The organism is Aureimonas ureilytica, assembly GCF_001475935.1.
Classification (GTDB): domain Bacteria; phylum Pseudomonadota; class Alphaproteobacteria; order Rhizobiales; family Rhizobiaceae; genus Aureimonas; species Aureimonas ureilytica_A.
On the sequence record NZ_LDQA01000020.1, the window covers coordinates 22,058 to 39,484 of the forward strand.

Annotated in this window: 17 protein-coding genes; 10 read left to right on the top strand and 7 right to left on the bottom strand. The window is 63.8% G+C overall.

The features are described from left to right. The 4 genes from NS365_RS08200 to rsmA all read left to right on the top strand — a co-directional run bounded on the left by NS365_RS08200 (nucleotide 1) and on the right by rsmA (nucleotide 5,390). On the top strand, nucleotides 1-2,457 hold the full coding sequence (locus tag NS365_RS08200; RefSeq protein WP_244498403.1) for an LPS-assembly protein LptD: 2,457 nt from the start codon (nucleotides 1-3) through the stop codon (nucleotides 2,455-2,457). Nucleotides 2,458-2,553: 96 nt separating this feature from the next. Further along, a complete protein-coding gene (locus NS365_RS08205; RefSeq protein ID WP_058599801.1) occupies nucleotides 2,554-3,489 on the top strand; it encodes a SurA N-terminal domain-containing protein in 936 nt (311 codons plus the stop codon). 10 nt (nucleotides 3,490-3,499) lie between these two features. After that, nucleotides 3,500-4,576, top strand: a complete 1,077-nt coding sequence (pdxA, locus tag NS365_RS08210) for a 4-hydroxythreonine-4-phosphate dehydrogenase PdxA (RefSeq protein WP_058599802.1) — start codon at nucleotides 3,500-3,502, stop codon at nucleotides 4,574-4,576. Continuing rightward, entirely contained in the window at nucleotides 4,560-5,390 is an 831-nt protein-coding gene (gene rsmA / locus NS365_RS08215; RefSeq protein WP_058599803.1) for a 16S rRNA (adenine(1518)-N(6)/adenine(1519)-N(6))-dimethyltransferase RsmA, read from the top strand. Before pdxA ends, rsmA begins: the two co-directional genes overlap by 17 nt. 36 nt (nucleotides 5,391-5,426) lie before the next feature. Here the strand turns inward: rsmA and gmk are convergent, their stop codons facing one another. The 7 genes from gmk to fabD all read right to left on the bottom strand — a co-directional run bounded on the left by gmk (nucleotide 5,427) and on the right by fabD (nucleotide 11,746). Beyond that, a complete protein-coding gene (gene gmk, locus NS365_RS08220; protein WP_058599804.1) occupies nucleotides 5,427-6,110 on the bottom strand; it encodes a guanylate kinase in 684 nt (227 codons plus the stop codon). Beyond that, the gene (locus NS365_RS08225; RefSeq protein ID WP_058599805.1) at nucleotides 6,107-6,997 is read right to left on the bottom strand and encodes a YicC/YloC family endoribonuclease; all 891 of its coding nucleotides are present in this window, start codon (nucleotides 6,995-6,997) and stop codon (nucleotides 6,107-6,109) included. The genes gmk and NS365_RS08225 overlap by 4 nt, the downstream gene beginning before the upstream one ends. Before the next feature lie 47 nt (nucleotides 6,998-7,044). Continuing rightward, on the bottom strand, nucleotides 7,045-8,157 hold the full coding sequence (gene mltG, locus NS365_RS08230) for an endolytic transglycosylase MltG (RefSeq protein ID WP_058599806.1): 1,113 nt from the start codon (nucleotides 8,155-8,157) through the stop codon (nucleotides 7,045-7,047). A 164-nt stretch (nucleotides 8,158-8,321) separates the two neighbouring features. Beyond that, on the bottom strand, nucleotides 8,322-9,587 hold the full coding sequence (gene fabF / locus NS365_RS08235) for a beta-ketoacyl-ACP synthase II (RefSeq protein ID WP_058599807.1): 1,266 nt from the start codon (nucleotides 9,585-9,587) through the stop codon (nucleotides 8,322-8,324). A gap of 39 nt (nucleotides 9,588-9,626) precedes the next feature. Next, a complete protein-coding gene (locus NS365_RS08240) occupies nucleotides 9,627-9,863 on the bottom strand; it encodes an acyl carrier protein (protein ID WP_026358398.1) in 237 nt (78 codons plus the stop codon). Between the two features lie 178 nt (nucleotides 9,864-10,041). Beyond that, nucleotides 10,042-10,779: a 3-oxoacyl-[acyl-carrier-protein] reductase gene (gene fabG / locus NS365_RS08245; protein ID WP_058599808.1), complete on the bottom strand. Its 738-nt coding sequence runs from the start codon at nucleotides 10,777-10,779 to the stop codon at nucleotides 10,042-10,044. Nucleotides 10,780-10,804: 25 nt separating this feature from the next. Further along, on the bottom strand, nucleotides 10,805-11,746 hold the full coding sequence (fabD, locus tag NS365_RS08250; RefSeq protein ID WP_058599907.1) for an ACP S-malonyltransferase: 942 nt from the start codon (nucleotides 11,744-11,746) through the stop codon (nucleotides 10,805-10,807). Nucleotides 11,747-12,134: 388 nt separating this feature from the next. Here fabD and rpsF point away from each other — a divergent pair, with 388 nt between their 5' ends. From rpsF to alr, 6 genes are all read left to right on the top strand, one after another. Then, complete coding sequence (rpsF, locus tag NS365_RS08255; RefSeq protein WP_058599809.1) at nucleotides 12,135-12,572, top strand: 30S ribosomal protein S6; 438 nt, start codon at nucleotides 12,135-12,137, stop codon at nucleotides 12,570-12,572. Further along, on the top strand, nucleotides 12,572-12,820 hold the full coding sequence (gene rpsR, locus NS365_RS08260; RefSeq protein ID WP_019995679.1) for a 30S ribosomal protein S18: 249 nt from the start codon (nucleotides 12,572-12,574) through the stop codon (nucleotides 12,818-12,820). Before rpsF ends, rpsR begins: the two co-directional genes overlap by 1 nt. 138 nt (nucleotides 12,821-12,958) lie before the next feature. Then, nucleotides 12,959-13,909, top strand: coding sequence for a hypothetical protein (locus tag NS365_RS08265; protein WP_058599810.1), 951 nt, complete (start codon nucleotides 12,959-12,961; stop codon nucleotides 13,907-13,909). 18 nt (nucleotides 13,910-13,927) lie between these two features. After that, nucleotides 13,928-14,500, top strand: a complete 573-nt coding sequence (rplI, locus tag NS365_RS08270; protein WP_058599811.1) for a 50S ribosomal protein L9 — start codon at nucleotides 13,928-13,930, stop codon at nucleotides 14,498-14,500. A gap of 283 nt (nucleotides 14,501-14,783) precedes the next feature. Continuing rightward, on the top strand, nucleotides 14,784-16,268 hold the full coding sequence (locus NS365_RS08275) for a replicative DNA helicase (RefSeq protein ID WP_058599812.1): 1,485 nt from the start codon (nucleotides 14,784-14,786) through the stop codon (nucleotides 16,266-16,268). 14 nt (nucleotides 16,269-16,282) lie between these two features. Then, on the top strand, nucleotides 16,283-17,425 hold the full coding sequence (gene alr, locus NS365_RS08280; protein WP_058599813.1) for an alanine racemase: 1,143 nt from the start codon (nucleotides 16,283-16,285) through the stop codon (nucleotides 17,423-17,425). The last annotated feature ends 2 nt before the right edge of the window (nucleotides 17,426-17,427 follow it).

Below are 17,427 nucleotides of genomic sequence, written 5' to 3' on the forward strand. Positions count from 1 at the left end.
ATGACAGCGAGGGGGATCTCGCGCCGATGGGGGACGGGTGCTCAGCCCGTTTTCAAGGCTGCTCTCCTGACCGGCGTCGCGCTTTCGGCCATGATGGTCGCAGCCGTCGCCGCCCATGCCCAGACGTCGCTCGGCGATCTCGGCGCTTCGGTTTCGGTACCCGAGGGAACGCAGCTGTTCCTCGAGGCCGATACCGTCACCTATGACAGCGACAAGCAGGTCGTCACCGCCAAGGGCGGGATCCAGATCGACTATGGCGGCTACAAGCTCGTGTCCCGCGACATCGTCTACGATCAGGCGTCGCGTCGCCTCGTTGCTTCCGGCGATGTCGAGCTGGTGGAGCCCTCGGGAAACAAGGTCTACGCTGACTCGATCGATGTGACCGACGATTTCGCCAGTGGCTTCATCCAGGCGCTGCGGATCGAGACGCCGGATAACACGCGCTTCGCGGCAGGCCAGGCCGTGCGCCAGAATGGCGACACGACGACATTCGAGCGCGGCGTCTATACCGCCTGCGAAGCCTGCGAGAAGCATCCCGAACGCGCGCCTCTGTGGCAGGTGAAGGCGCGCCGCATCGTCTGGGACCAGAAGAACAAGGTCGTGCGCTATTACGGCGCGCGCTTCGAATTATTCGGCAAGCCGCTGGCCTACCTCCCCTATTTCGCCTCACCCGATCCGACGGTGAAGCGACAGAGCGGCCTCCTGCCGCCAAGCTTCAAGTCGAACTCCAAGCTCGGCGTCGGGGTGCGCGTTCCCTATTACTTCGCCATCGACGAAAGCTCCGACGCGACGGTCGCGGGCACCTATTTCACGCGTCAGGGATTCCTCGCCGAGGCCGAATATCGCAAGGCGTTCGAAAACGGCTACTTCACGCTTCAGACGGCGGGAATCTCGCAGCTGAACCCCGAGCGGTTCAGCGACTTCCGCTCCGACAACGCGATCACCAATCCGATCAGCGTCGATCGCGATCGGGGCATGATCGGCACGACGGGCCGCTTCGCGCTCAACGAGCAATGGACCTTCGGCTGGGACTTGCTGGCTCAAAGCGACCGCAATTTCAGCCGTGTCTATCAGATCGAGAACTTCAATCAGATCTATCGCACCAACGAGATCTATCTGACGGGTCTGGGTGACCAGAGCTTCTTCGATCTGCGCGGGCAGAGCTTCGACGTTCAGACCGAAAACACGCTGACCGGGAAGGTTCAGCCCTTCGTCCTGCCGTCGCTCGACTATCAATATATCAACGAGAACCCGGTGCTCGGCGGGCAGTTGGAACTCGATGCCAATCTGACCAATATTCGCCGCGACGCGACGAGCCCCGGATATCTTCTCCTGTGCGATCCCTCGCGCTTCATCAAGGGTGCCTGCAACGCGTCGCAGGGCTTTCCGTATCGGACGGATGTCTTCCGGCGCAACGTGCTGGAAGGCGACTATAGCCGCGTGACCACCGAGGCGAAGTGGAAGCGGACGCTGACCACGGACGAGGGCCTACAGATCACGCCGTCGGCCAGCTTTCGGGGCGATCTCTACCGCGCCGATATGGAAGCGCAGGGCATCCCGGCCGCAACCAGTTCGAGCCTCGGGCTCGGCGGTATCGACGTCGATGAATCCGGCGCCAGAGGCATGGCAACGGCCGGACTGGACGTGCGCTACCCCTATCTGATCGAAACGGCGACCGCCTCCCACGTCATTACCCCGATCGCCCAATTGCTCGTGCGCCCGGACGAAATGAAGTCCGGCCGCCTGCCGAACGAAGACGCGCAGAGCCTGGTCTTCAATGCGGCCAATCTTTTCGAAGCCGACAAGTTTTCGGGCTACGACCGGATCGAAGGCGGCACGCGGGCCAATCTCGGCGTCCAATATGGCGGCGTCTTCGGCGCGGGCTACGCGATCGACGCCGTGTTCGGTCAGTCCTTTCATCTGGCGGGCGAGAACCCGTTCGCGCAGCCCGACCTCGCGCTTGTCGGATACGAATCGGGACTGGAATCGGATCGCTCCGACTATGTTTCGTCCATCGTTCTGGCGACGCCTCTGGGGATCAGCCTGGGCGCACAAGGCCGCTTCGACAAGGACGATTTCGAGGTCAAGCGAACCGACCTGATGGGCGGTTTCAGCTACGGACGGTTTGACTCATCACTGACGTATTCGCAGATTGCTGCGCAGCCAATCTACAGCGTCCCCACAGATAGAAAACAGGTAACGGGATCAGCATCATATAAGCTCAACGAAAACTTCACCACCGTTGGATCGCTAACTTACGATGTCCAAAACGAAACTTTCATCAGCAAGACTTTCGGCGTGGGTTATGCCGACGAATGCTTCAGTCTGTTGGCCGAATACAAGAACACCGACGATCAATATCGACTAACCGAAGCTCGGACGAGCGTCATGCTCACCCTCTCGTTCCGCACCCTTGGAAAGGTCGGATACAGCTATGGACTTGGCTCGACCAATTGATCTGTTAAAAAGACCATGGTTTCGCCAAAGCCGCCTGATATGCGCGGCGTGGGGCGGCCGATGTTCGGCCGCTCAGGAGCGGGAGATAGGCATACGATGACCGCACGCAAGCTTGCCCGACAGTTCGCCCTCTGCTCGGCTCTGGCAGCCTTTGCAATTGCGGGCGCGCTCAGCGCCGCCCCCGCTCAGGCTGCGTCCGAGATCAAGGTGATCGTCAACAAGCAGGCGATCACGAGCTATCAGATCCAGCAGCGCGCCGCCTTCCTGAAGCTGCGCCGCGCGCCGGGCGGTACACAGGCCGCCACCGATGAGCTGATCGACGAGGCTCTGAAGACGCAGGAAATGCGTCGGCGCGGCATTCAGATTCCCGATGCGGCCGTGGACGAGGCTTTTGCCCGTTTCGCACGGGACAACAAACTGACCGAAGCGCAGCTCTCGGAAGTTCTGGCTCGCGCCGGCTTCTCGGCCAAGGGCTTCAAGGATTACATTCGCGTCCAGATGGGCTGGGGTCAGGCCGTCGTCGCCAATGTGCGCCAGACCGAGCGCATCACCGAGCAGGACGCCGTGCAGCGGATGATCCAGCAGGGCGGCAAGAAGCCGACCACGACAGAATATACGCTTCAGCAGGTCATTTTCGTCGTGCCGCAAGACAAGCGCGGGTCGCAGATGGAGCGCCGTATGAGCGAAGCCAATCTGCTGCGCCAGCGTTTCACGAGCTGCCCCGCCACCTACGACATCGCCAAGGGACTGCGGGACGTCACCGTCCGCGATCTCGGCCGCATTCCGCAGCCCGAATTGCCGCCACGCTGGAAGGACGAGATCGTCAACGCTGCACGCGGCAAGACAACCAAGGCCCAGCAAACCGAGCGCGGCGTCGAGTTCGTCGCTATCTGCGACAGCCGCTCCGTCTCGGATGACCAAACGGCGGCCATGGTCTTCCAGGCCAACGAAATGGAAGCCATGGGCAAGAAGGAGCCCGACAAGGCGTTCCTGAAGAAGCTGCGCGACAAAGCGGCGATCATCCGTCGATAAGTCGGACCCTATGCCAAGCGAAACTGCCGGGCCGGACAGCCCTATCCTCCTTGTCACTGTCGGTGAGCCGTCCGGCGTCGGGCCGGATGTCACCCTGCTCGCCTTCCGCGATCGGGAACTTCTGGATCTTCCCCCGTTCGTGCTTCTGGCCGATCCGCAGATGATCCGCTCGCGCGCGACGCGCTTGGGGCTCGACGTCACGGTCCATACTCTGTCGAGCTTGGCAGACATCGCTTCGGTTCCAGCCGCAGAAATGGCTGTGCTGCCGCTCGTCAACAAGCATGTCGACACGCCCGGCGACCTTGATCCTGCCAATGCGGCCGGCACGATCGAGGCCATCGATCGGGCGACGCGCCTCGTTCTGTCGGGAGAAGCCGCCGCGATCGTCACAAATCCGATCGACAAAAAGGCGCTCTACGACGCCGGCTTCGCCCATCCCGGCCATACGGAATATCTGGCCGAACTCTGCGGCACGCTGACCGACACGTCTTTGCAGCCAGTGATGCTGCTGACCGGGCCTGAACTCTCCTGCGTCCCCGTGACGATCCATATTCCTCTGGCGGAGGTGCCGGCGGCGCTTTCGACGGATCTGATCGTCTCCACGGCACGGATCGTGATCAACGATCTGCGCGAGCGCTTCGGTCTCGAGACGCCGCGACTCGCCATTTCCGGGCTTAACCCCCATGCGGGCGAGCGCGGCGCGATCGGCGGCGAAGACGAAGCCGTCATCAGACCCGCCGTTGCGATGCTCCAAACGGAAGGGTTCGATGTGGTCGGCCCCCTACCCGGCGATACGATGTTCCACCCCGAAGCGCGGCGGCGCTACGACGTGGCGCTGTGCATGTATCACGATCAGGCCCTGATCCCCGCCAAGACGCTGGCCTTCGACGAGACGGTGAATGTGACGCTGGGCTTGCCCATCATTCGCACCTCTCCCGACCACGGAACAGCCGGCGACATCGCAGGCACCGGGGCGGCGCGGCCGAACAGTTTCATTGCCGCACTGCGTCTGGCGGCACGTATGGCGAAGATCGCCGGCGAAACCGCTATCGATATGGAAAGCTCCGACCGTGACGCTCGCGTTTGACGGTTTGCCGCCGCTGCGCGAGGTTCTCGCCGACCACGGGATCGATCCGCGCAAGGCGCTCGGTCAGAACTTCCTGCTCGACCTCAACCTGACGGGCCGCATCGCGCGCCAAGCCGGGCCGCTGGAAGGGCAGACGGTCATCGAGATCGGTCCCGGCCCCGGCGGCCTGACGCGCGCGCTGCTCGCCCATGGGGCCGGACGTGTCATTGCCATCGAGAAGGACCCGCGTTGTCGCCCGGCCCTGGAGGCCATCGGCGCGCATTATCCCGGCCGCTTCCATCTGGTGGAAGGTGATGCGTTGGAGATCGACCCGACGAGCCTGACGGATGGGCCGTTCAAGATCGTCGCGAATCTGCCCTATAATGTCGGCACGCAGCTCCTTTTGAACTGGCTCACGGTTCCGACCTGGCCGCCCCGCTGGCTCGACCTGACCTTGATGTTTCAAAAGGAAGTCGCCGAGCGCATCGTCGCGGGCGCGGACGACGATCATTATGGCCGCCTCGGCGTCCTCGCTGGCTGGCGAACTCAAGCCGAAATCCTGTTCGATGTCTCGCGCGAAGCCTTCACGCCGCCCCCCAAGGTGACCTCTGCCATCGTTCAGCTCACCCCTCGCGCCGAGCCGCTGCCGGTTTCGATGGAGGCTCTAGAACGGGTGACAGCCGCCGCCTTCGGCCAACGCCGCAAGATGCTGCGCCAGAGCCTAAAGCCGGTCGGCGGCGAGGCGCTTCTCTCGCGCACGGGTATCGACCCGACACGGCGGGCCGAAACGCTGGATGTCAGCGAATTCGTTCGTCTGGCGAACGCGCTGTCCTGAACGACCCCTCACGCGAAACGGGTCGTGGTTTAAACCTCAAGCCTCGTTGCCCGCTTCACGGTTGGCTTCTTCCAGAAGACGCGCGGTGAAGTCGAACAGGCCGGGTCGGCGGTCGCGGCGCAGACGCTCCGCGCTGACGATCGAGAGAACCGCCGAGAAGGCACGATCCAGATCGTCATTGATCACGACATATTCGTAGTCGCGCCAGCGTTCGATCTCGACGCAGGCGTTTTTCAGCCGCATCGCGATGGTCTCCTTGGAATCCTCGGCGCGCCGCGTCAGACGCTGTGCCAATTCCTCCATGGAGGGCGGCAGGATGAAGATCGACACGATGTCGGTCTTGGCCTGCTCCTGCAACTGACGCGCGCCCTGCCAGTCGATGTCAAAGAGCATGTCCCGCCCCTCACGCATCGCCTTCTCGGCGGACGCGCGCGGCGTGCCGTAGAGATTGCCGTGGACCTCGGCCCATTCGAGAAGCGCATCCGTTGAACGAAGCCGCTCGAACTCTTCCACCGTGATGAAATGGTAATGGACGCCATCGATCTCGCTCGGCCGGCGCTTGCGCGTCGTCACGCTGATCGACAGGGAAAATTTCGGATCGAGATCGAGAAGGGTTCGAGCGATCGTCGACTTCCCGGCGCCGGACGGAGAGGAAATCACCAACATCAGACCGCGCCGAGCGATCGAGGGGCTGGTTTCGACATCCAAAAGCGGTTTCATTCGATATTCTGAACCTGTTCGCGAAACTGATCAATGACGACCTTCAGTTGCAGACCGATGGCGGTCAGCGAGGCCGCGTGAGATTTGGAGCAAATCGTATTCGATTCGCGGTTAAATTCCTGCGACAGGAAATCCAGTTTGCGACCAATGGCGCCACCATCCGCCAGAAGACCGCGCGCGGCAGCGATATGTGTCGTGAGACGGTCGATCTCTTCCCGAATATCGATCTTGGTCGCCATCACGGCAGCTTCCTGATGGAGACGCGCGGTATCCAGCGAGGCGTCTGCGCCGAGAAGGTCCATCACTTGCTGCCGCAGGCGTGCGGCCAGCGCCTCGGGGGCGCGTGAAGGATCCTCGAGCGCTTGTCCCACCAGCGCTTCCATCTCGTTCAGCCGCGCGTCGAGAAGCGCGCGAAGCGCCTGCCCCTCCTGCTCCCGCGCTGCCACAAGGGCAGCGACAGCCGCTTTCAGTCCCTCGAGAACCGAGGCGCCCCGCGCTTCGAACCATTCCGGCTGATGCGCTTCGTCCGTCACCTCGATCACACCGCGAAGCGAGAGTAGGCCGACGGCGCTCGGTTTAGTGGCGTGTCCGGCACGAACCAAGTCGTCTGAAAGACGGAGGATTTCGTTCAGAAAAGGCTGGTTGATGCTGAAGGCCGGAAGAGCATTCTCCGGTCGATCCAGAGACAGCGAAATCTGCAGATTGCCGCGCGATAGGGCGCTCGACAGAGTTCGGCGCGCATCCGCTTCGATACGCTCGAAACCTTGCGGCAGCCGAAGCCGCAATTCCAGCCCCTTCCCGTTGACGGAGCGCAGTTCCCAGACGAAACCCGCGCCATCCGCGAGGCCTTCGAAACGGGCAAAGCCCGTCATGCTTCGGACGGGCATTCGTCAAATCCCGATCTGGAGAGCGGCTGCGCCGCGACGGGAAGCGATCATTCCGTCGAAGCGCTCGCGGGCACACCGCCAGAGCGTCGCTCAATTTCGCGCAGGCGACGCACATTGCCATTGTGCTCGTCGAGCGTCTTCGAAAAGGCATGACCACCCGTGCCGTCGGCGACGAAATAGAGATCGTCCGTGTCCAGCGGATGGGCAACCGCCTCCAGTGCCGCGCGGCCGGGATTGGCGATCGGGCCCGGCGGCAGACCACGAATAACATAGGTGTTGTAAGGTGTGTCGCTGGCGATATGGGACTGACGGATCGGCTCGTCCGATGGCTTACCCGCGCCGCCCCAGATGCCGTAGATGATCGTCGGATCGGATTGCAGGCGCATATTCTTGCGCAGGCGATTCACGAAGACGGACGCGACATGAGGCCGTTCGGAATCGATGCCCGTTTCCTTTTCGACGATCGACGCCAAGGTGACGAACTGCCCGACGTCCTTGACCGGAAGCCCGTCCTGTCGGCCTTTCCAGATTTCCGCCACCAGCTTCGATTGCGCGGCCGACATTTGCGACACGAGCTCGGCGCGGCTGAGACCACGCGTGAACTTGTAGGTTTCGGGCAGCAGGCTTCCTTCCGGCGCGACCGGCGGCAGGTCGCCCACCAGCGTATCGTCAGCGGCAAGGCGCGCGTAGATCTGCGCCACCGTCCACCCTTCCGGGATGGTCACCGAGTGAAGGATCGCATTGCCGGACCGGATCGTATCCATCACGTCGCGCATACTGGCGCCGGGCGCGAAGGCGTATTCACCGGCCTTCAACTGGCTCGCCGCCCGCTCGAAGCGCACGCCATATTCGAAAATGCGTGCATCACTGATGATGCCTTTGCGCTCCAGCCCGCTCGCGATGGTGTCGAGGCCGCCGCCCTTGGGGACGAGATAGGTCGCCTCCTGTTGAAGGGGACCTGCGCCTTCGAATTCGGTCTTGCCCCAATACACGACACCCGCCGCCGCCAGCGCCAGGGCGAGCGCGCCACTGACACAAAAGCTGAGAAAGGCGACGAAGCTGTTGCGCGCAGAGCGGGAGCGGGGTTTGCGGCGGTGGCGCTCCGCCGTGGTCTCGGCCGGAACGGGTTCACGGACAGTCTCGTCTGAACCGATGGTCATGATGTTCCCTTCGAATCGGAACGAGACTGGGCGGGCCGCATCTTTGCCGGCGGCGCGCTGACTCTCGAAATGGTTCGGGCCACGACATCACGCGGCCTCTCGGCATGGATGCCCGAACCACCATCCGAATGTGGCGAAAGCCGGTTCGAACGGCTTGGCCGACTCTAGCCGCGGTAGCGGCGCAGTATGAGAGACGCGTTCGTGCCGCCAAAACCGAAGGAGTTCGACAGCGCGATATCGATCACCTTCTCGCGCTTTACCTTGGGCACGAGGTCGATCGGCGTCTCCACCGACGGATCGTCCAGGTTCAGCGTGGGGGGAGCGACATTGTCGCGAATCGCCAGCGCGCAGAAGATGGCCTCCACCGATCCAGCTGCTCCCAAGAGATGCCCGATCGAGGATTTGGTGGATGACATCAGTTTTCCGGCCGCCGCGTCGCCAAGCATACGCTCGATAGCGCGAAGCTCGATCTCGTCGCCCAGCGGCGTCGAGGTGCCATGCGCGTTGATATAGTCGATTTCAGCCGGCGCGATGCCGGCGCGCTTCAGCGCCATGGACATGCAGCGATAGGCCCCGTCGCCGCTCTCGGCCGGCGCGGTGATATGATAGGCATCGCCCGACATGCCATAGCCGATCACCTCGGCATAGATGCGCGCACCGCGCGCCAGAGCATGTTCCAACTCTTCGACAACGACGATGCCAGCGCCTTCGCCCATGACGAAGCCGTCTCGACCTTTATCGTAAGGGCGCGACGCGGCGGTCGGGTTGTCGTTGTAGCTCGTCGACAGCGCACGGCAGGCCGAGAAACCCGCGATCGACAAACGACCCACAGGCGATTCCGCGCCGCCCGCGACCATGACGTCGGCATCGCCGAGCATCACCAGCCGCGCCGCGTCGCCAATGGCGTGAGCGCCAGTGGAACAGGCCGTCACGACGGAATGGTTCGGCCCGCGCAGTTTGTTGCGGATCGAAACGTGTCCAGACGCCAGATTGATCAGGCTACCGGGAATGAAGAAGGGGCTGATCCGACGAGGCCCCTTCTCCGCCAGGATCAACGCATTGCGCTCGATACCCTGGAGACCGCCGATGCCGGAGCCGATCAGCACGCCAGTGGCGCACTGATCTTCGTCCGTTTCGGGATGCCAGTCGGCATCATCCAGCGCTTCGGACGCGGCCGCGACAGCGTACACGATGAAATCGTCAACCTTGCGCTGTTCCTTGGGCTCCATCCAGAGATCTGGATTGAATGTCCCGTCGCTGCCATCCCCTTTCGGAATCTGGCAGGCGATCTGACAAGGCAGGTCGGACGCTTCGAAGCCCTCGATTCGACCGGCCGCGCTGCGGCCTTCGAGGAGACGCTTCCAAGTGACTTCGACACCGGCGCCAAGCGGGCTGACCATGCCGACGCCGGTAATGACGACTCGTCTCATACGGTACTCACGTGCAGGGCGGACGCGTCCGCCAGAGCGTCAGGCCTGGTTCTTCTCGATGAACTTCACCGCGTCGCCGACCGTGAGGATGGTCTCGGCCGCATCGTCCGGAATCTCGACGCCGAACTCTTCCTCGAACGCCATGACGAGCTCGACCGTGTCGAGGCTGTCGGCGCCGAGATCGTCGATGAAGGAGGCGTTTTCGGTGACCTTCTCCTGCTCGACGCCGAGATGCTCAACGACGATCTTCTTAACCCGTTCAGCGGTATCGCTCATAGTCATTCCTCAGTTGGATTGGCTTCCGTCGCTTCGTTAGACGCCGGAGTCTGGTTAATCAAGCAGCGCAGCCGGGAAGGTCACGCCTAACATGCCGAACGACGGGGGAAAGCCCCACCTCGGCGGCTTAGCACGGCGCCGCCCGCCATCCAAGGCGGGAGACGCCCTGCCAAGGACCTCAGATCATGGCCATGCCACCGTTCACGTGCAGCGTCTGCCCGGTGACATAGGCCGCCTCGTTGGACGCCAGATAGAGCGCGGCGGCCGCGATGTCCTCTCCCGCGCCCATGCGGCGCATCGGGATCGCGCCCATGATCGCGTCCTTCTGCTTGTCGTTCAGCTTGTCGGTCATGGCGCTCTGGATGAAGCCCGGCGCGATGCAGTTGACCGTCACGTTGCGCGAGGCGATTTCCTGGGCCAGCGACTTCGAGAAGCCGATCATGCCCGCCTTGGCCGCGCAGTAATTGGCCTGCCCCGGATTGCCGGTGACGCCGACGATCGAGGTGATGTTGATGATGCGGCCATAGCGACGGCGCATCATCTGGTGTGTCAGCGCGCGCGTCAGACGGAACACGGAGGTAAGATCGACCTCGATCACACGGTCCCAGTCCTCGTCCGACATGCGAACGAAGAGGCCGTCCTTGGTGATGCCGGCATTGTTGACCAGAATATCGACGCCGCCGAGTGTGGCATCGGCCGCCTCGGCCAGGGCCACCTGATCCGCGCGCGAACCGAGATCAGCAGGAAGCACATGCACGCGGTCACCGAGGGAGGCGGCGACCTCCTCCAGCTTCTCGCGGCGGGTGCCGTGCAGGCCGACGGTCGCGCCAGCGCCGTGCAGCGCCTTGGCGATCGCCTCTCCCAGGCCGCCGCTGGCGCCGGTAACGAGAGCCTTGCGGCCGGTCAGATCGAACATAGGAAATCCTCGAATGAAAGGAGCGTCAGGCGAGCTTGGCGAGCGCGGCCTCAATGTCGGCGGGTGCGCCGATCGAGACAGCCGAAAGCCGCTTGTCGATGCGCTTGGCGAGACCGGCCAAGACCTTGCCGTTGCCCACCTCGAACAGGATATCGACTCCGGCGTCGGCGAGATAAGTCATGCTTTCGCGCCAACGCACCTGACCCGTGACCTGCTCGACCAAGCGCTGGCGAATTTCGTCGGGGTCGGAGATCGCCGACGCCAGGACATTGGCGACGAGCGGCACGCGCGGCGCTCTAATCTCAGCGCTCGACAGGGCTTCGCGCATCCGATCGGCGGCGGGCTGCATCAGCATGGAATGGAAGGGCGCGGACACGGGCAGCGGGATCGCGCGCTTGGCGCCCTTTTCGAGCGACAGCGCCATGCCGCGCTCGACGGCGGCCTTGGTGCCGGAAATCACGATCTGCCCACCGCCATTGTCGTTGGCGATCTGGCAGACGCCGCCCTGGCCGGCCTCGGTGCAGACCTCGGCCAGAGTCGTTTCGTCGAGACCCAGAATCGCCGCCATGGCGCCTTCCCCCGCCGGCACAGCCGCCTGCATCGCCTCGCCGCGAATGCGCAGGAGACGCGCGGCATCCGTGACCGAGAGTGAGCCCGCCGCTGCCAGAGCGGAATACTCGCCGAGCGAATGGCCGGCCACGAAGGACGCCTTTTCGCCGAGATCGAAGCCGGAGGCCTCCAGGGCGCGCATCGCGGCCACCGAAACGGCCATGAGCGCCGGCTGGGCGTTGGCCGTCAGCGTCAGCTTGTCGTCCGGGCCGTTCCAGATCGTGTCGCTCAGACGCTCGCCGAGCGCCTCGTCCACCTCCTCGAAAACGTGCCGCGCTTGCGGGAAGGTGTCCGCGAGGTCGCGGCCCATGCCGACGGTCTGGCTTCCCTGGCCGGGGAACATTAAGGCAAGCGACATCGCCATCCCATTTGACTGTTGAGCTTTGCCGGCTGAATGGGGGCAGGCTTCCAGAGTGTCAAGTTTAGCGCCAAATTTACCGGCCTTCGAAACGCTGCGGTTTCGCGATTCGCATGTCATGGCGTGAGGCATCGATTGCCCCTCGCGTCTTGCCACTTTGCGCAAAACGCTGTATGGGCCGCATCGTATTGTCCGAACCAGCCGGGGGCTGAACGGAAGACGGCTTGCTTTTGCCCGTTGGATGCCATGCGCATCCGCTTCCCGTGTTCCCGCTCTCGACCGTCTCTAAGAGCGCGCCTTTCCCCATTCGGCCTTTGGCCAACAGGAGAGTCGCAGAGGCTTAGCCGCTGGTTCGACGCAATCGCAACCGAAGGAAAGGCGACAAGATATGGCGCTCTACGAGCACGTATTCCTTGCCCGACAGGACATCAGCGGCCAGCAGGTCGAGGCACTCGTGGAACAGTACCGCGGTGTGATCGAAGCCAATGGCGGCAAGGTCGGCAAGGTCGAGAATTGGGGTCTCAAGACCCTCACCTACCGGATCAAGAAGAACCGGAAGGCCTATTACACGCTCATGAACATCGACGCCCCGGCCGCGGCCGTGGACGAGATGGAGCGTCAGATGCGCCTCAACGAAGACGTGCTGCGCTATCTCACCGTGCGCGTCGAAGCGCATGAGGACGCCCAGTCCGCCATGATGCAGAAGCGCGACGACCGCCCGCGTCGTGGCGACCGCGATGGCGGCGACCGTCCGCCGCGCCGTGACCGCGACGATCGTCCTCGGGAAGATCGCCCGCGTCGTGACCGTACCGATGAGGCCGCATAATGGTTGATGTCGCTCAGCTCCCCACCCGGCGTCCGTTCCATCGCCGCCGCAAGTCCGATCCGTTCGCGGCGAGCGATTCGCCCAAGATCGACTACAAGGACGTGCGTCTCCTGCAGCGCTACATTTCCGAGCGCGGCAAGATCGTTCCTTCGCGCATCACCGCGGTGTCGCAGAAGAACCAGCGCGCTCTGGCTCAGGCCATCAAGCGCGCGCGCTTCCTGGGCCTCCTGCCCTACGTTCTGAAGTAATCGCCTTTCGGGGCGCGGCGTTTATCGCCGCGCCCCTTCTCCGCTCCGGTTTCGTTCGGCGCCTCCGGATCGCGACATGTCAGCCGAGTTGGGGCACGAGCCCCTAACTGCCTTGATGCAGGACAGCGAAATCTTTCGATGAACCCCCAAGCCCTCCTGATCGGATTGCTGGCCGGCCTCGCCTCGGCCCTTCTGTTCGCCGGCCTCGTGACGCAGTCATCGAGCGCGGTCGGGCTGGCCTTCGTCGCGCCCATGCCCATCATGATCGCAAGCCTTGGCTGGGGCAGCGTCGCGGGCTTCGTGGCCGCCCTCGCCGCATTCGGCGCTGTGGCCGGTGCGCTCGGCTCCTTCTATGCGGGCCTCACCATTCTTCTCAGCGTCGGCCTGCCCGCCGCGATCCTCGGCCATCTTTGCGGCCTTGCGCGCCCGGCCGACAGCGAGCCTGCAGAAAACGATAAGCGACCGGCGCTCCTCTGGTATCCGTTGGAGCGCGTGCTTCTGGCAGCGGCGCTGCTCTCGGCCTTCGGCTGCATCGTCATGGGTTGGCTGATCGGCTACAATCCTGCCGAACTCGCGCCGGAAATCGCCAAGGCCCTGTCTTCGGAAGCGTCCTCGGCCGTTTCGCCCGAACAGTTGGCCGATCTCGGACGCTTCGTCGTCACGGTCATTCCCTATATCCAGCCGGCCTTCCTGGTTCTGACGCTGGTCATCTGCCTCTACCTCTCGGCGGCGATCACGCGCCTCAGCGGGCGTCTGCCCCGGCCGAAGGACGATATTCCCGCGCAAGCCGGCTTGCCCCGCATCGCGCTGCCGCTCTTCGCGGGCGCGCTGGCGCTCTGCTTCGTGGGCGGCGCAGCCGGGCTTCTGGGCGCGGTCTTCACCGGCGCGCTCGGCTGTGCGCTCACGATGGTCGGGCTGGCCGCCATGCATCGCAAGTCGCGCGGGCGCGCGGCGCGTGGCCTCATGCTCTTCACCGCCTATGCGGCGATCCTGCTTCTGTCGATCCCGCTTCTCGCCTTCCTGGCTCTCGGCCTGTTCGAGACCGCGAAATCGCCGGCCGATGCGGCCGGCACGGACAATCCTCGCTAACCAACAAGGAAAAAGACCATGGACGTCATCCTTCTCGAGCGCATCAACCGTCTCGGCAGCATCGGCGACACCGTTCGCGTCCGCGACGGCTACGCCCGCAACTACCTCCTGCCGACCGGCCGTGCGCTGCGCGCCAACGACGCCAACCGCGCCAAGTTCGAAGCGCAGAAGGCCTCGCTCATCGCCCGCAACGAAGAGCGCCGCACGGAAGCGCAGGGCGTTGCCGGCTCGCTCAACGGCAAGAGCTTCGTGATCGTTCGCTCGGCCGGCGAAACCGGCCAGCTCTACGGCTCGGTCTCGGCGCGCGACATCGCCGACCTTCTGAAGGAGCAGGGCTTCGCCGTGAACCGCAACGCGGTCGAGCTGAACCTGCCGATCAAGTCGATCGGCCTGCACTCGGTCAAGATCGCGCTGCACCCGGAAGTCGAAGTTTCGGTTCAGGTCAACGTCGCTCGTTCGCCCGATGAAGCCGAACGTCAGGCTCGCGGCGAGCAGCTCAACTCCGCCGAGGCCATCTACGGCATCGACGAGGAAGAGCTGGAAGAGAACGAAGACGACGGCGAAGGCGAGACCGACGAAGAAGCCGCGTAATTTCGGCTTCGAGCCGCGACGGTTTCGTCGCGGTTCCCGTTCGACCTTCAAGGGAAAGGCCGGCCATGCGCCGGCCTTTTTCATGTCGCGTAGACAGGTGGTTGTGCGGCGAAGCCTTCCCGCCTCACGCGGTCGTCCACAGCTTATCCCCAAAGCGCGCCCAGCTTTTCCCCGAGGCGTCGTCCGGAAGATGGGAATCTTTGCCCCGACCTCTCGCGAAATTGGTTCTGAGTGACGATCTTCTGTAGAAGGGTTCCCTACCCTACGCATGGAGACGAGACGAATGGCGGAAGCCGCGCGCAAATTCGAGGAGGAGCAGCCACTCTATCGGGAGGCCCCCGCGAATATCGAGGCGGAGCAGGCTCTCCTCGGCGCTATCCTGGTCAACAACGATGCCTATTACATCGTTCATGATTTTCTGAAGCCGGAGCATTTCTACGAGCCGATCCACAAGGAGATCTTCTCCAAGGCCGGCTCCATGATCCGCATGGGCAAGATCGCGACGCCGATCACGATCAAGACCTTCCTCGCCGCCAACGACCGCGTCGGCGATATGACCATGGCGCAATATGTCGCCCGCCTCGCAACCGAGGCGACGACGATCATCAATACGAATGATTACGGCCGCGCCATCTACGATCTGGCCATTCGTCGCTCGCTGATCGGGATCGGCGAGGAGATGGTCAATATCGCCTATGACGCGCCTGTTGATGCCGAGCCGCGCAAGCAGATCGAAGAAGCCGAACGCGCGCTCTATCAACTGGCCGAGACGGGCCGCTACGATGGCGGCTTCCAGTCCTTCGGCGACGCGATGGCGCAGGCCATCGAAATGGCGGGCGCGGCCAAGGATCGCGACGGCGGCCTGTCGGGCATTTCCACCGGCATTCGGGAGATGGATCGCCGCCTCGGCGGCTTGCAGCGCTCGGACCTGATCATCCTGGCGGGTCGCCCCGCCATGGGTAAGACCTCGCTCGTCACCAACATCGCCTTCAACATCGCCTCGGCCTATGAACCGGCGGAGCAGGCCGACGGCTCGCACAAGGCGAAGAATGGCGGTGTGGTCGCCTTCTTCTCGCTGGAAATGTCGGCCGAGCAGTTGGCGACGCGTATCATTTCCGAGCAGAGCGAGGTGTCCTCCTCCAAGATCCGGCGCGGCAACATCACGGACGCGGAGTATTCCAAGCTCGTGGCCTGCACCGAGATGATGCAGAAGGCCCCGCTCTATATCGACCAGACGGGCGGCATCTCGATCGCCCAGCTGGCCGCCCGCGCGCGTCGCCTCAAGCGCCAGCGCGGTCTCGACGTGATGGTGATCGACTACGTGCAGCTGATGCAGGGTTCAGCCAAGACGGCCGGCAATCGCGTGCAGGAAATCACCGAAATCACCACGGGCCTGAAGGCTCTGGCGAAGGAACTGGAAGTGCCGATCCTGGCGCTGTCCCAGCTCTCGCGTCAGGTCGAGTCGCGCGACGACAAGCGCCCGCAGCTTTCGGACCTTCGTGAATCGGGCTCGATCGAGCAGGACGCGGACGTGGTGCTCTTCGTCTATCGCGACGAATATTACCTGCAGAGCAAGGAGCCCAAGCCCGGCACCGACGACCATATGAAGTGGCAGCAGGAGATGAACGAGGCACGCGGCAAGGCCGAAGTCATCATCGCCAAGCAGCGCCACGGCCCCACCGGCACGGTGCCGCTCGCCTTCCAGGCGGAGTTCACGAGATTTACGGATCTGGCCGAGGAAAGCCACATGCCGGAACGGTTCGAATAAGCAGACAGACCTTCATGACGCATCCCATCCTTTCCGCCGTACCCGTCAGCGGACGCGCGCCCTTCGTCACGATCGACGGCTGGGCGCTGAAAGCCAATTGGCGCCACATGGCTAATCTGGCGCCGGGCGCGCGCACAGGCGCGGCGGTCAAGGCCAATGGCTATGGTCTGGGCGCGCCGCTGGTCGCCAAGGCGCTGTTCGCAGCCGGTTGCCGAGAGTTCTTCGTCGCCTGGGCAAGCGAAGGTTTGGAAATCCGACAGGCCTTGGCCAATACGAACTGCCGCGTCTTCGTGCTTCAGGGAATGGACCGCGAAGCGGCCGAACTTTGCCGCGCGCATCGGCTGATCCCTGTTCTGTCCAGCCGCGAGGATGTCCGCATCTTCGCCGAGTCTGCCGCAGGCACCCTGCCCGCGCCCGCCGCACTTCAATTCGAGACCGGCATGAACCGGCTGGGCCTTGCCGAGGCCGACGCGCGGGATGCCCTCACCATCGCGCGTCTCGGCGGCTTCGACGTCGCGCTCGTCATGAGCCACCTTGCCTCGGCCGACGATCCCGCCTCGGAGCAGAACGAGCAGCAAAGACTGAGCTTTCAGCATCTGGCGGCGCTGTTTCCGCAGGTGGCGCGCTCGCTCGCCAATTCCGGCGGCGTGTTTCTCGGCGCGCCCTATCATTTCGACCTGACGCGCCCCGGCATCGCGCTTTACGGCGGTGAAGCGCACCTTGACCCGATGGGCGCGCTGCGCCCCGTGGCGACGCTCTACGCTCGAGTTCTCCAAGTCCACACGGCCACGGGCGGCGAAGCAGCGGGCTACGGCGCGACGGCGCGGCTTGATCGGGCCACGCGCATCGCGACCGTCGGCATCGGCTATGCCGACGGCTATCCCCGCACCGCTTCGGGCGTCACATCCTTGCGAAGCGCCCAACCCGCGCCTGAGATGGCGATCGCTGGCCATCGCGCACCGGTTCTCGGCCGCATCTCCATGGACATGACGCTTCTCGACGTCACGAACCTACCGGACGATGCCGTGCAGCCCGGCGATGTCGCGGAGGTTTTCGGCCCGAACATCCCGATCGACGAGGTGGCGGCGCGCTGCGGCACGATCTCCTACGAGCTTCTGACCGCGCTGGGCAGCCGCGTGCAGCGCTTCGCGATCTGACG